The 13615-nt window shown below is 69.7% G+C and carries 12 protein-coding genes; 8 read left to right on the top strand and 4 right to left on the bottom strand.

The window, feature by feature from the left end:
- The 3 genes from ACZ6DL_RS06695 to ACZ6DL_RS06685 all read left to right on the top strand — a co-directional run bounded on the left by ACZ6DL_RS06695 (position 1) and on the right by ACZ6DL_RS06685 (position 3215).
- A complete protein-coding gene (locus tag ACZ6DL_RS06695) occupies positions 1–1374 on the top strand; it encodes an amidohydrolase family protein (protein WP_466049439.1) in 1374 nt (457 codons plus the stop codon).
- A gap of 278 nt (positions 1375–1652) precedes the next feature.
- Positions 1653–2909: an amidohydrolase family protein gene (locus ACZ6DL_RS06690; protein ID WP_466049437.1), complete on the top strand. Its 1257-nt coding sequence runs from the start codon at positions 1653–1655 to the stop codon at positions 2907–2909.
- Between the two features lie 9 nt (positions 2910–2918).
- On the top strand, positions 2919–3215 hold the full coding sequence (locus ACZ6DL_RS06685; RefSeq protein WP_466049436.1) for an EthD domain-containing protein: 297 nt from the start codon (positions 2919–2921) through the stop codon (positions 3213–3215).
- 70 nt (positions 3216–3285) lie between these two features.
- Here ACZ6DL_RS06685 and ACZ6DL_RS06680 read toward each other — a convergent pair whose 3' ends face one another.
- Genes ACZ6DL_RS06680 through ACZ6DL_RS06665 form a run of 4 tightly spaced genes read right to left on the bottom strand, consistent with a single transcriptional unit; the run spans position 3286 to position 8336 of the window.
- Positions 3286–4443, bottom strand: coding sequence for a thiolase C-terminal domain-containing protein (locus ACZ6DL_RS06680; protein WP_466049434.1), 1158 nt, complete (start codon positions 4441–4443; stop codon positions 3286–3288).
- Positions 4440–5618, bottom strand: coding sequence for a Zn-ribbon domain-containing OB-fold protein (locus tag ACZ6DL_RS06675; protein WP_466049433.1), 1179 nt, complete (start codon positions 5616–5618; stop codon positions 4440–4442). The genes ACZ6DL_RS06680 and ACZ6DL_RS06675 overlap by 4 nt, the downstream gene beginning before the upstream one ends.
- 19 nt (positions 5619–5637) lie before the next feature.
- Positions 5638–6846, bottom strand: coding sequence for a CaiB/BaiF CoA transferase family protein (locus ACZ6DL_RS06670; RefSeq protein WP_466049588.1), 1209 nt, complete (start codon positions 6844–6846; stop codon positions 5638–5640).
- 23 nt (positions 6847–6869) lie between these two features.
- The gene (locus ACZ6DL_RS06665; protein ID WP_466049432.1) at positions 6870–8336 is read right to left on the bottom strand and encodes an aldehyde dehydrogenase family protein; all 1467 of its coding nucleotides are present in this window, start codon (positions 8334–8336) and stop codon (positions 6870–6872) included.
- 302 nt (positions 8337–8638) lie between these two features.
- Here ACZ6DL_RS06665 and ACZ6DL_RS06660 point away from each other — a divergent pair, with 302 nt between their 5' ends.
- The 5 genes from ACZ6DL_RS06660 to ACZ6DL_RS06640 all read left to right on the top strand — a co-directional run bounded on the left by ACZ6DL_RS06660 (position 8639) and on the right by ACZ6DL_RS06640 (position 13609).
- The gene (locus tag ACZ6DL_RS06660) at positions 8639–9346 is read left to right on the top strand and encodes an SDR family NAD(P)-dependent oxidoreductase (RefSeq protein ID WP_466049430.1); all 708 of its coding nucleotides are present in this window, start codon (positions 8639–8641) and stop codon (positions 9344–9346) included.
- Between the two features lie 59 nt (positions 9347–9405).
- Positions 9406–10266: a mycofactocin-coupled SDR family oxidoreductase gene (locus ACZ6DL_RS06655; protein ID WP_466049429.1), complete on the top strand. Its 861-nt coding sequence runs from the start codon at positions 9406–9408 to the stop codon at positions 10264–10266.
- Between the two features lie 14 nt (positions 10267–10280).
- Positions 10281–10475: a ferredoxin gene (locus tag ACZ6DL_RS06650; protein ID WP_466049427.1), complete on the top strand. Its 195-nt coding sequence runs from the start codon at positions 10281–10283 to the stop codon at positions 10473–10475.
- A 10-nt stretch (positions 10476–10485) separates the two neighbouring features.
- Positions 10486–11844 carry a cytochrome P450 gene (locus ACZ6DL_RS06645; RefSeq protein WP_466049426.1) on the top strand — a complete coding sequence of 453 codons (1359 nt, stop codon included), beginning with the start codon at positions 10486–10488 and terminating at the stop codon, positions 11842–11844.
- Positions 11845–11923: 79 nt separating this feature from the next.
- A complete protein-coding gene (locus tag ACZ6DL_RS06640) occupies positions 11924–13609 on the top strand; it encodes a thiolase C-terminal domain-containing protein (protein ID WP_062967635.1) in 1686 nt (561 codons plus the stop codon).
- Positions 13610–13615: the final 6 nt, after the last annotated feature.

Genomic DNA, 13615 nt, shown 5'->3' with positions numbered 1-13615 from the left:
ATGCTGATTCGTAACGCCACGCTGTCCGCCAGCCCGCACACCGACGTGCGCTGGCGCGGTGGGCGCATCGTCGAATGCGGCACCGGATTGCGGCCGCTGCCCGGCGAGGACGATCTGGATGCCCGCGGCGGCTGGTTGCTGCCCGGACTGCACGATCATCACCTCCATCTGCGGGCGCTCGCCGCGCAGGCCGGGTCGGTGCCGGTCGGCCCGCCGCACGTCCGGGATGCCGCCGCCTTCGCCGCGGCGCTGAGCCGGGCGGACGCCGAACTACCGGCGGGACAGTGGATTCGCGGCGTCGGCTACCACGACAGTGTCGCTGGGCCGCTCGACCGGACGGTGCTCGACCGCCTGGGCCCGGATCGGCCGGTGCGGATCCAGCACCGATCCGGCGCCCTCTGGGTGCTGAACTCCCGCGGCTGCCGGGAGACCGGGGTACACGGCTGCGCGCTGCCGGGGGTGGAGCGCGACCGGCGGGGCGAGGCGAACGGGCGCCTGTGGCGACTGGATTCCTGGCTCGGCGCGCGGGTCCCGCCCACCTCCGCCGATCCCGCGCTGATCAGCGCCCAGGCCGCGGCCGCGGGCGTCACCGGTTATACCGATGCCACTCCGGAACTGTCGCAGGAGGACGTCACCGCCTTGGCCGAGGCGGTGACGGCCGGAGCGATCCGGCAGCGGGTGCACTGCATGGCACCGCCCGGCGTGACCGATCCCGGGCAGCAGCGATTCTCGCTGGGACCCACCAAGATCCTGCTCGACGACACCGCACTCCCCTCGTTGCCGGATTTCGAAGCGCGCATCCGGGCAGCACACGCGGCCGGCAGGCCCGTCGCGGTGCACTGCGTGACCCGAGTGCAGCTGATCTTGACCATCGCCGCCCTCGACGAGGCGGGGCTGCTCGCCGGTGACCGGATCGAGCACGGCGCCATGGTGCCCGCCGATCTCATGGAATGGTTGCGCCGCGAGCGCGTTCCGGTGGTGACGCAACCGCATTTCCCGGTCGAGCGCGCCGAGCAGTACGCCCGCGACGTGGCGGCCGAGGACCGATGCGACCTGTGGCGGCTGGGCTCCCTGCTGACCGCCGGGGTCCCGGTGGCGGCCGGAACCGACGCCCCGTTCGGTGACGCCGACCCGTGGCGGGTGGTGCGCGCGGCCGTCGAACGCGATCCCGCCGAGCGGATCTCGCTGCCCGCCGCGCTCGCCTTGTTCTCCGGGCATCCCGCGCGGCCCACCGTGCCGCGCGCCGTCGCCGCCGGGGAGGTCGCGGATCTGACCCTGCTGCGCGTGCCGCCGAGAGAGATCGGTGTGCCGGACCGTGAACTCGTCGCGGCCACCGTGGTGGACGGCACAGCGGTGTATGTGGCGATCGGTTAGCGCGCTCCAGCGGTACCGGGGTCACCGTGCCGATGGTCGGCGTGTCCCCCGATTCATGTGAAAACATAATTCTCACTCGTGGAGAATTCACTCCCCAGTGTATGTAGCCGTCGATGGTCGACGAAACACCGGGATGACGTCCCCGCCCTGTCGACCCGGCCCGACCCTAGGTGTATCGTCTAATAGAGCTACGAGAGTGACATTCTCTTCTTCGAAGATTTATCGTCTCGAACTGCCGGAGCGCAGCCCGGCGCAGCGCGCGATCAGCGAGGAGTCCCGTGAACATCGACGACATGATCCTGGTGAGCATCGACGACCATGTGGTCGAGCCGCTCGAGATGTTCGACAACCACGTTCCGAAGAAGTGGGCCGAATTCGCCCCGAAGGTCGTCGTCGACGAGAACGGCATCGACCGGTGGGTGTACCGGGACCGGCCCACCGGCGTGGCCGGTCTGAACGCCGTCGTCACCTGGCCTGCCGAGGAGTGGGGCAGGGACCCCGCCGGATACGCCGAGATGCGGCCCGCGGTCTACGACGTGCACGCCCGTGTGCGCGACATGGACGCCAACGGCGTCCTCGCCTCCATGTGTTTCCCCACGTTCACCGGCTTCAGCGCGGGCCACCTCAGCCGCGGCGGACAGGACGAGATCACCGTCGCGATGATCTCGGCATACAACGACTGGCACATCGAGGACTGGGCGGGCGCCTACCCGGGCCGGTTCATCCCGATCGGCATCCTGCCCATGTGGGATCCGGCCCTGGCGGTGGCCGAGATCGAGCGGCTGGCGGCGAGGGGCTGCCACTCGGTGACCATGCCGGAGCTGCCGCACATCGACGGCCTGCCCAGCTACCACGATCTCGACTACTGGGCGCCGGTGTTCCAGGCGCTGTCGGACCACGAGACGGTGATGAACCTGCACATCGGCCAAGGCTTCGGTGTATTGCGGCTGGCGCAGGACGCCCCCATCGACAACCTGATGGTGCTGGCGCCGAGCATCTCGCTGATCGCCGCCCAGGATCTGTTGTGGGGCACCGCCTTTCGCAGCTATCCGAAGCTGAAGGTCGCGCTGTCCGAAGGCGGCGTCGGCTGGATCCCGTTCTTCCTGGACCGCTCCGACCGGCACTACACCAACCAGCGCTGGCTGCGCCGCGACTTCGGCGGCAAGCTGCCCAGCGAGGTGTTCCGGGAGCACGTGCTCGCCTGCTACGTGACCGACAAGACCGCGCTGAAGTTCCGCCACGACATCGGCATCGACAACATCGCCTGGGAATGCGACTACCCGCACTCGGACTCGGTCTGGCCGGACGCTCCCGAGTTCGTGCTGGGTGAGCTGCGGGCCGCGGGCGCCGACGACACCGACATCCACAAGATCACCTGGCAGAACGCCACCCGCCACTTCAACTGGGATCCGTTCGCGCACATCCCGAGGGAGCGGGCGACGGTGGGGGCGTTGCGGGCGAACGCGACCGACGTCGACACCTCGACCAGGTCGCGCAAGGAATACGCCGCGGCGTATGCCCAGCGCGCGAGCTGAGGCGGCGGAGTGCGGCTGCTGGTCTTCTCCACTCCGCGGGACGGAATGGACGCCGAATACAACGAGTGGTACGCCGGGACGCACATCCCCCAGATGCTCGCCGTCCCCGGCGTCCTCTCCTGCGCTCGCCACCGCTTGATTCGTGGCGACGCCGGTGAGGCCTGCTACCTCGCCGTGTACGACATCGACGGCGATGTCCACACCGTGCTGGCCGAACTCGGCGAGCGCGCCGCCGACGGACGCATGGCGCTCACTCCGGCGGCCGACCCCACCCGGACGAGAATCACCGTCTGGGAACAGATCTGAGCGGGGACAGCCTCGGTGCACGACGGTCGAGACCGTCCGCACCGGGGCTGTCCGCTGCCAGGACCGGGCCTCAGCGCGGCCCCTCCAGGATCGTCACCGCCGACACCGCCGTCGGCCCGCCGAGGTTGTGCGCCAGACCGATTCGCGCGCCGTCCACCTGGTTGACGGCGGTGCCGCGCAATTGCTCGAACAGCTCCACGCACTGCGCGACGCCGGTCGCGCCGGGCGGGTGACCCTTCGTCTTCAGTCCGCCACTGGGATTGACCGGCAGGGCGCCGCCGACCGTCGTCGCTCCGGCCTCCACCAGCTTGTGCGCCTCGAACCGCTCGGCGAAACCGAGGTCCTCGTAGCTGATCAGCTCGATGCCGGTGAAGAAATCGTGCACCTCGGCGACGTCGATGTCGGCCGAGGCGAGCCCGGCCATCGCGAACGCCGCGCGCGCCGCCCGCACCGTCGCGGGGAAGGTGGTCATGTCCCGCTTGTGCTGATGCATCACCGAGTCCAGGCCGAGGCCGACGCCGCGGATCCACACCGGGCTGTCGGTGTAGCGGTCCACGACGTCCTCGGCGGCGAGCACCAGAGCCGCGGCGCCGTCGCTCTGCGGCACGCAGTCGTACACGCCGAATGGATCGGCCACGATCGGCGCGGTCAGCGCCTGCTCCAGCGTGATCTCGAACCGCAGGCGCGCCTTGGGGTTGCGCGCGCCGTGCCGATGGTTCTTCACCGCGACCATCGCCAAGTGCTCCCGGGTCGCTGAGGACTCGTACAGATACCGATTGACGTGCAACGCGAAACCCGCCGGCGCGAACAGGCCGAGCTGGTAGTCCCAGGCGTTGTCCCTGGTCGAGTTCTCCCACTCGCGCAGCAGATCCTTCTGCGCCGTCTCGCGCAGCTTGTCGGCGCCGATCACGAGCGCGACGTCGACCGCGCCGGAGGAGATGGCGAACAGCGCGTTGCGGACCGCGTCGTGACCGGTGGCGCAGGAGTTGTCGATGTGCGTCACGGGCAGGTCCGGCAGGTCCAGCGCATCGGCCAGCACGCCTGCGGGGAAGCCGCCGGTGGTGCCTATGGCGCCGAACCAGGCGGCCTGTAGATCCGTCGTGCGCAGGCCCTTGTCGACCGAGGCTGCGCAGTCGGCGAACGCCATGAGCAGCAGGTCTTGGATGCCGAGCGCGAAATGTTCGGCGAAGGGCGTCATCCCAGCGCCGACAATGGCCACTTTCCTCATACCGCCTCCGGTTCCGGTTCGAACGCGTATCCGTAATCCGGCACGCCGGAGCGCACCGCGACCCGGCGCAGGACCATGCGCCCGCGATCACCGATGGTCACCGTGCCCGGGTCGGCTCCGGTGACCTTGGCCAGCGCCCGGACGCCGACGTCGTCGAGTTCCACGATCACCAGCGAGTACGGGCTATTCAGCCCGGGCACCGGGATCCGCACCGTCGTCTCGGCGTAGACGCTGCCGGTCCGCGGCAGCGGCACCAGGGTGTAGCCGGTACTGAGACTGCCGTCCCGGCCCACCCGGTAGCGGGGCGGGAAGTCCAGCTCCGCGCTGTCACCGTGCCTGCCCGCCTCCCAGCGGACCTTCGCCTCGAACGCGCGCTCGTAGGCGGCCAGCGATATCGGCAGGTCCGCACCGGGCAGGGCGACGACCTCCGGAACCGCCCGCGCGGGCGGTTCGTTGCGCCGCACCCGGGCAGCGCCCGGCACCACCATGACCCCGCTCAGGTTGGCCTGCTCCACGCCGACCAGCAAGCCGGCTCGGCCCCAGTCGGCCATCGCGGCGAGCGCGAACAGTCCGGCGCCGGCGCCCAGCGTCGGCAATCGCGGCGGTGCGGCCAGGCACAGCGCCGCCGCATGCTTGTGATCGACGCCCGCCACCGCCACCGGCGTGTCCAGCCACGCCGCCGAAAGCGAGGCGACCAGACCCCTTTCGTGCAGCAGCCGGGGATCGCCGTAGTCGTGCACCGCGCCGAGGGCGTTGCGGGTACGCACCGGCAGGCTGCGCGTGACGCGCGCCGCGGTGCGCACCTGAAGGCCTTCGCGGTCGGACACCCAGGCCGCCACCGCGCCCGCCGGTTCCAGGTCGACACCGATGACCAGGGTGCGCGGGCGCGCCGAACTCAAAGCGTCCAGCGCCGCCGGGGCGCCGCCGAGCCGCTCGATGACCTCCAGTTCGGGATCCAATCCCAGGCCGGCCAGCAGGACGGCGGCGTTGCTGCTCTCCACCAGCGGCAGATCACGGCTGACCAGCACGACGCGTTCCACCGGCTCGCCGGAACCGACGGCGGATCGCCCGGCCTCCACCGCCAGGGTGACGGCGTCCTCGTCGTCGCCCGCGATCCGGCTGCGCTGGCTACCCCAGCAGGGCAGATACGTGCCCAGCGATGCGATGTACGGCATCGGTCCCTCTTTCCCGCGCCTAGGCCACCGCGCCGGCGGTCTTGAGCGCGATGATGCGATCCCAATCCAGGCCGAGTTCGAGCAGGATCTCCTCGGTCTGGGCGGCGAATTCGGGCCCGGGCCGCAGTTCCGGCGCGCCGACGTCGAACTGCACCGGACTGGACACCAGTTCCAACTCCCCTGCCGGAAGCAGATATTCGTTCGCCCTGATCTGCGCGTCCTGCGTCACCTGCCACGAGTCCTGCACCGGAGCCCACGGCCCGGCCAGGGTGGCGAAGCGCTCGCTCCACTCGGCCAGCGTGCGTTGCTCGATCACCTCGCGCAGGATCTGCACCGCCTCGGCGGTGTGCGCCGCGATCTGCGCCGCGTCGGCGAAGCGCGGGTCATCGGCCAGTTCCGGGCGGTCGATATGCCTGCAGACGTCCGCCCAGAACTTGGCCGGTTGCAGCATGACGAACGACAGATAGCGATCATCGGCGGTGGCGTAGAGCCCCGACAGCGGATTGGTCGGCGCGCCGTGGGCGCCGGGCACCGGGGCCACCAGCGGTTTGTCCTGGCTGGCCGACAACGCGACGGTGTGCCCCATCGCCCACAGTCCGCTGCCGAGCAGCGAGACGTCGACCACCGAAGGTTGCCCGGTCCGTTCGCGTTTCAGCAGGGCGGCGGCGATCCCGCCGGCGAGATTGGTACCGGAGATGGTGTCGCCGAACGCCGGGCCGGGCGGTTGGATCATGCCCTGCGAGCCCGGCGGGGTGATGGTGGCCGCGATACCGCCCCGGCACCAGAACGCGGTCATGTCGTAGCCGCCGCGGCCGGATTCGACGCCGCGCGGGCCCAGCGCGCTGCCCCGCGCGTAGACGATATCCGGGTTCACCGCGCGGATGTCCTCCACGTCGATGCCGAACTTGGTGCGCGCCTGCGGCAGGAAGCTGGTCAGGAACACGTCCGCCCGCCGGGCCAGGTCGTAGATCACCTCCCGGCCCTCGGCCACCGACATGTCCACCCCGATGCTGCGCTTGCCCCGGTTGGCATGCTCCACATTGGGATTGGGGTCGCCCTCGATCTTGAACGCCCCCACCTGCCGCAGTCCGCGCTGCGGGTCACCGGTGACGGCGTGCTCGACCTTCACGACGTCGGCCCCCCAGTCGGAGAGCACCGCGCCCGCCGACGGGACGAAACCGTACATCGCGACCTCGAGCACCCGGATGCCCTCCAGCGGCTTGCTCACCGCGTCACCTCGCTCGGGCTCGCTCACGCGACCACCTCCGCGAGGGTCTTGCGCTCCAGGAACTCCTCGAGGCCGACGCGACCCATCTCCCGGCCGATGCCGGACTGCTTGTATCCGCCGAAGGGCGCGTCGGGATGGAAGTAGTTGCCGCCGTTGATGCTCAACGTGCCGGTGCGGACGCGCCGCGCCACCGCCTTCGACCGTTCGGCGTCGGCGCTGAACACCGCGCCGGACAGGCCGTAGATGGAGTTGTTCGCGATCCGTATCGCGTCCTGGTCGTCGGTGTAGGGGATGAGGGTCAGCACCGGGCCGAACACCTCCTCCTGCGCGATCTCACTGTCCGGGTCGACGTTCGCCAGCAGGGTGGGCTTGTAGAAGTAGCCCGGATTCAGTTTCTCGCCGCCGGTCACGAGCGTGGCGCCGCCCTGCACCGCACGCTGCACCATGCCGTGCACCTTGTCCCGCTGGCGTTCGCTGATCAACGGGCCCATATAGGTTTTGGGATCACCGGGGTCGCCCCAGGTGACGTGGGCGAAATTGGCCGCGATCAGCTCGGCGACCTTGTCGTGGGCCCGGCGCGGCACCAGCACGCGCGTGGTCAGCGCGCAGCCCTGCCCGGCATGGGTGACCACGCTGAACGCCGCGAACAGTGCGGCTTTGGTGTAGTCGGCGTCGTCGAGCAGGATCATCGCCGATTTGCCGCCCAACTCCAGGAACACCTTTTTCAAGGTGCCGCTGGCGGCGGCCATGATCTGGCGCCCCACCGGCGTGGACCCGGTGAAGGTGACGACGTCGACGTCCGGGTGGGTGGTCATCCGCTTGCCGACCTCGATATCGGAGGAGGCCAGGACGTTCACCACGCCGGGCGGGATGTCGGTGTGCCGGGCGATGATCTCGCCCAGCGCCAAGGTGGCCAGCGGAGTATCGGGCGCGCCCTTGAGCACCACGGTGCATCCGGCGGCGAGGGAGGGCGCGAGCTTGGCCAGCGCCAGCTGATGCGGGTAGTTGTAGGCGGCGATGGCTGCCACCACGCCCGCGGCTTCCAGCTCGACCCAGCGCCGGTGCTGCTGACCGCGGATCTCGACCACGCCGAGATCCTCGCTCCAGGCGTAGTCCGCCAGGAGTCCGGCGTAGTAGCGCACGATCTCGAACGGGACCTCGAGCTGGTTGCCGTGGGTCAGCGTGCGCGTCGCCCCGACTTCGGCGATGGTCAGTTCCCGCAGCTCCTCCACGTTGTCGCGCAACGCCTGGTACAGCTGGTTCAGACAGTGCGCCCGGAACTCGTGGTTCGTCGCCCAGTCGGTGGTGTCGAAGGCCCGCCGCGCCGCCGCGACGGCCGCGTCCGCCTCGGCCACACCGGCTTCCGGCGCGTAGCCGTACACCGCGCCGGTCGCGGGATCGAGCGACGCGAGGGTGCGCCCGGTCTCGACCAGCTGCCCGTCGATCAGCAGCCGCCGTGCCACCGCTCTCGCCTGTTCCTGCGTTGACATCCTGTCTCCTCGCCGGAAGTGGAAATTAGATTCTCAGTATTGGAGAATTTAACACTCGCGGTAGCGGAATGCAGCAACAATCACCTAGCTGCACAGGCTCGAAAATCCCACCTCCGACCCGGAGGGGGAAGCGAGCACCGGCTGCGGCGCGACTCTTGCGTCCGAGAACTGAACGAGAGTACGGTTCTCGCAATCGGAAGGGAGATTCTTGTGGTGGACACGACAACACGGATCCCGGTCTCGACGCGGCCGCGCGCACGCCGGTCGCCGATCGGCGCGATCACCGGAGAGGGGTCGCACGCGTGAAGACGGCCGTGGTCACCGGAGGGGCGTCCGGCATCGGGCTCGGCATCGCACAGCGGTTGCGCAGCACCGGATTCCACGTCGCGTCCCTCGACCTCAATCCGCCCGCCGAAGACGACTTCGCCTACCGGGCCGACGTCACCGAACCGGAGCAGATCGCCGACGCGCTGACCGCCATCCGGGCGAAGCTGGGCCCGGTCACCGTGCTGGTGAACGCCGCGGGCATCGACGGCTTCAAGCGCTTCCAGAACATCTCGTTCGCCGAATGGCAGCGGGTGATCGACGTCAATCTCAACGGCGTCTTCCACTGCGTCCAAGCGGTGCTGCCGGACATGCTGGCGGCCGGGTGGGGGCGCATCGTCAACATCTCCTCCTCGAGCACGCATTCGGGCCAGCCATTCATGACGCACTACGTCTCGGCCAAGTCGGCGGTCAACGGCCTGACCAAAGCGCTGGCGCTGGAGCTGGGCCCGTCCGGCATCACCGTGAACGCGGTGCCGCCGGGGTTCATCGACACCCCGATGCTGCGCAAGAACGAGGAGGCGCGCCGGCTCGGCGGCTCCGTCGAGGACCACATCCAGCGGACCCCGGTCCGCCGGGTCGGCACACCCGAGGACATCGCCGCCGCCTGCGCGTTCCTCATCTCCGAGGAGGCCGGTTACATCACCGGCCAGATCATCGGCGTCAACGGCGGACGCAATACCTGAGACCCGTTGCGCAGCAAGCGCATCGGGTCAGCACGACAAGCAAGAACGAAAGGACTGCCGTGGGACGCGTAGAGGGCAAGGTCGCCTTCGTCACCGGAGCCGCTCGTGGCCAAGGCCGCAGCCATGCGGTACGGCTGGCGCAGGAAGGTGCCGACATCATCGCGGTGGATATCTGCCGCGACATCGACACGATCGGGTACGCGCTGTCGCGCCAGGAGGATCTGGACGAGACCGCGCGGCTGGTCGAGAAGACCGGCCGCCGCATCGTCGCCGAACCGGCCGACGTGCGCGAGGCCGGACAGCTGCGCGCCGTGCTGGAACGCGGTATCGCCGAGTTCGGCCGGCTGGACATCGTCATCGCCCAGGCGGGCATCGCGGGCATGAAGGGCACGCCGCAGTGGCAGGCCTGGTCCGACGTGATCGACACCAACCTGGTCGGCGTCATCAATACCATCCAGGTCGCGCTGCCCCATCTGGGCGCGGGCGGGTCGATCATCGCCACCGGCTCGGTGGCCGCGCTGATGGACGTGTCCAAAGTGGACCAGCCGGGCAAGGATCCCGGCGGGATCGCCTACGTGGTCGCCAAACGCGGCCTCGCGCAGTATGTTCACGCGCTCGCGTTGCACATCGCGCCGCAGAACATCCGCGCCAACGTCATCCACCCCACCAACTGCAACACCCCGATGCTGCAGAGCGAACCGATGTACCGGTCCTTCCGCCCCGACCTGGAGCATCCCACCCGCGCGGACGCCGAGCCCGCCTTCCACGTGCAGCAGGCCATGTCGACCCCCTACGTCGAGCCGGAGGACATCAGCGACGCGGTGCTGTTCCTGGCCTCCGACGAGGCGCGCTACATCACCGGCACGCAGTTGCGCGTCGACGCGGGCGGCTACCTGAAGTGGTACGACTACCACGTCTGAGAGGAAGACAAACCGTGAAGGTCCGAGTCGATCAGCAGCGCTGCCAAGGGCACACGCTGTGCGCGATGATCGCCCCGCAATCGTTCGAACTCAGTGAGATCGACGGCCACTCCTCCCCGATCGGCGAATCGGTTCCCGCGAACCAGCTCGATCGGGTCCGCGAGGCGGTGCATTCCTGCCCGGAACGCGCGATCTCGATCGCCGAGTAGGAGCTGCGCCATGACCGTGGAGAACGTCACCGATACCGAACGCAAGCAACCCCGGTTCCATTTCGACCGCTACGCTCCCGAATATCGGGAGAACTTCCAGGCGATCACCGAGGCGATGCAGAGCGAGTGCCCGCTCGCTTGGACCGACACCTACGACGGTCACTGGGTGGCCGCGGGCAACAGGGAGGTGTTCGAACTCGCGCGCTGCCCGCACATATCCAACGATCACGACCCGCAGGGCGTTCGCAAGGGCTACCGGGGAATCTCCATTCCGCCCGCGCCGCGCGCACGCGGCATCCGCGGCGGCATCCTGGAGATGGACGAACCCGAGCACCGGGAACTGCGTTCGGCGCTCAACCCGTACCTCTCCCCGGCCGCGGTCCGACGTTGGGTGCCGTTCGTGGACGAGGTGGTGCGCGCGGCCATCGACGAGAAGATCGAGAGCGGCCGCATCGATTTCGTCGACGACCTGGCGAATGTCGTTCCCGCCGTGCTGACCCTCGGCATGCTGGGTGTTCCCTTGCGGAAGTGGACCATTTACAACGAACCGGTGCACGCCGCGGTCTATACGCCGCCGGACTCGCCGGATTACCCACGCGTCGCGGAGATGCACCGCACGATGGGGCTGGACCTGCTCACCAATCTCGCCGAGATCCGGGAGAATCCCCGGCCCGGGCTGATCCACGCGGTCGCCTCCGCGCAGGTCAACGGGGGTCCGCTGCCGGACATGGAGATCCTGGGCATGCTCAGCCTGCTCATCGGCGGCGGTTTCGACACCACCACCGCGCTCACCGCGCACGCCCTGGAATGGTTGTCGCAGAATCCGGGTGAACGCGAAACCCTCGGCAGGGAAAGGGATCTGCTGCTCGACTCGGCCACCGAGGAGTTCCTGCGCTACTACACCCCGGCTCCCGGCGACGCGCGCACCGTCGCGGAGGACTGCGAGGTGGCGGGAGCCTCCTTGCGAGAAGGTGATCGCCTCTGGTTGTCGTGGGCTATGGCCAACCGCGACCCGGCGGTGTTCGAGAATCCGGAGCAGCTGATCCTGGACCGGAAAGGCAACCGGCACTACAGTTTCGGCCTCGGCATCCACCGCTGCATCGGTTCCAATGTCGCCCGCACGGTGTTCAAGCGGATGCTGGTGGCCGTGCTGGACCGGATGCCGGACTTCCGGTGCATCCCGGAGCAGACCGTGCATTACGACACGATCGCGGTGATCCAGGGCATGCGCCACCTGCCCACCGAGTTCACCCCGGGCCCCCGGCTCGGTCCCGGGCTCGAGCAGACCCTGGCGAAGCTGCAGCGAGTCTGCGACGAGCAGCGGCTCGCCGAGCCGGTGACCGTCCGCAGAGGCGCGGCACAGATCTGACCGGAACCGGACCGACCCCGCCGCGTGTGGCCGACCGGACACACGCGGCTACCGGCTGCGACGACTACGAGGAGGCGCTGTGGCAGACACGGAGCAGACCCCCGCGACGGCCGAGCCGTCGGGACGGCCGCTGCCGCTGCTCGGCCTGGACACCGAGTTCTTCTGGACCTCGGGCGCCGACGGCACGCTGCGCGTCCAGGAGTGCCGATCCTGCGCGGCGTTGATCCACCCGCCGCAGCCGGTGTGCCGGTACTGCCGCGGACACGATCTCGGCGTGCGGGAAGTCTCCGGTGCGGCCACCCTGGCGAGCTTCACGGTGAACCACCGCTTCGCCGTGCCCGGCCTGCGGCCGCCGTACGTGGTGGCGCAGGTGGCGCTGGTCGAGGATCCGCGCGTCCGGCTGACCACCAACATCGTCGACGCCGATCCGGACGACCTGACCCTCGGCATGCGGATGGAGGTGGTCTTCCAGCAGGACGCCGACGTGTGGCTGCCGCTGTTCCGGCCCGCCGCCGAGCAATCCGAGCCCGCGCCGCTGCCGGTGGACGAGATCGAGCCGGAGCGTTTCGCCGAACACGTGCGGCCGATGCTGCGGCAGGAGAAGTTCGAGGAGAAGGTCGCGCTCACCGGGATCGGGATGTCCCGGATCGGGCGCAGGCTCATGGTGCCGCCGCTGGCGCTGACGATCGAGGCGTGCGAACGCGCGGTCGCCGACGCGGGCCTGACGCTCGACGACATCGACGGCCTGGCGTCCTATCCGGGCGGCGGGAATCTCGGCGGCTTCGGCGAGGGCGGGGTCACCGCCCTGGAAGCCGCGCTCGGCCTGCGCCCGAGCTGGCACAACGGCGGCGTCGAGACCTTCGGGCCGGGCGGGTCGGTGATCGCGGCGATGACGGCGGTGGCCGCCGGGCTGGCCCGGCACGTGCTGTGCTTCCGCACCGTGTGGGAGTCGACCTTCAACGAGTTGACCAAAGCGGGCAGGATCCCGCCGTCCGGCGGCCGCACCACGAGCTGGCTGACGCCGTTCGGCGCGATCTCCGCCGCGCACACGCTGGCCCAGAACGCCCAGCGTCACTTCCACCGCTACGGCACCACCCGCGAGACGCTGGGCTGGATCGCGCTCAACCAGCGCGCCAACGCCGAACTCGAGCCGACGGCGGTCTACCGCGACCCGATGACCATGGACGACTACCTCTCCGCGCGGCCGATCACCTCCCCGTTCGGGCTCTACGACTGCGACGTGCCCTGCGACGGCGCGGTGGCGGTGATCGTCTCGGCGCTCGACGCCGCACGCGATCTGCCCGGTCCGCCGGTGCTGGTGGAGGCGGTCGGCACCCAGATCGTCGAGCGCGTCGAGTGGGACCAGAGCACGCTCACCCACGAACCCCAGGTGCTCGGCCCGGCCGCGCACCTGTGGACGCGCACCACGCTGCGTCCCGAGGACGTGGACGTCGCCGAACTCTACGACGGATTCAGCTTCAACTGCCTGTCCTGGATCGAGGCGCTCGGTTTCTGCGGGATCGGCGAGGCCAAGGACTTCCTCGACGGGGGCAAGAACATCGCCCGCGACGGCATGATCCCGGTCAACACGCACGGCGGCCAGCTCTCCCACGGCCGCACGCACGGCATGGGCCTCCTGCACGAGGCGGTCGTGCAGCTGCGCGGCGCGGGCGGGCAGCGGCAGGTGGCGGGTGCCCGGGTCGCGGTCGTCTCCAGCGGCGGCCTGACGCCCGGCGGCGCCATGCTGCTGCGCTCCGAGCCCTGATCGTGA

The sequence above is a fragment of the Nocardia sp. NPDC041819 genome (assembly GCF_055590505.1).
Note: the sequence above shows the minus strand (reverse complement) of the source record. Positions and strands in the feature narration are given on the sequence as shown.

What these genes read in the sequence shown, in the direction of transcription:
- ACZ6DL_RS06695 (WP_466049439.1), top strand. Translation starts at nt 1, where the DNA reads ATGCTGATTCGTAACGCCACGCTGTCCGCCAGCCCGCACACCGACGTG.
- ACZ6DL_RS06680 (WP_466049434.1), bottom strand. Translation starts at nt 4,443, where the DNA reads ATGAGGAAAGTGGCCATTGTCGGCGCTGGGATGACGCCCTTCGCCGAA.
- ACZ6DL_RS06675 (WP_466049433.1), bottom strand. Translation starts at nt 5,618, where the DNA reads ATGCCGTACATCGCATCGCTGGGCACGTATCTGCCCTGCTGGGGTAGC.
- ACZ6DL_RS06665 (WP_466049432.1), bottom strand. Translation starts at nt 8,336, where the DNA reads ATGTCAACGCAGGAACAGGCGAGAGCGGTGGCACGGCGGCTGCTGATC.
- ACZ6DL_RS06645 (WP_466049426.1), top strand. Translation starts at nt 10,486, where the DNA reads ATGACCGTGGAGAACGTCACCGATACCGAACGCAAGCAACCCCGGTTC.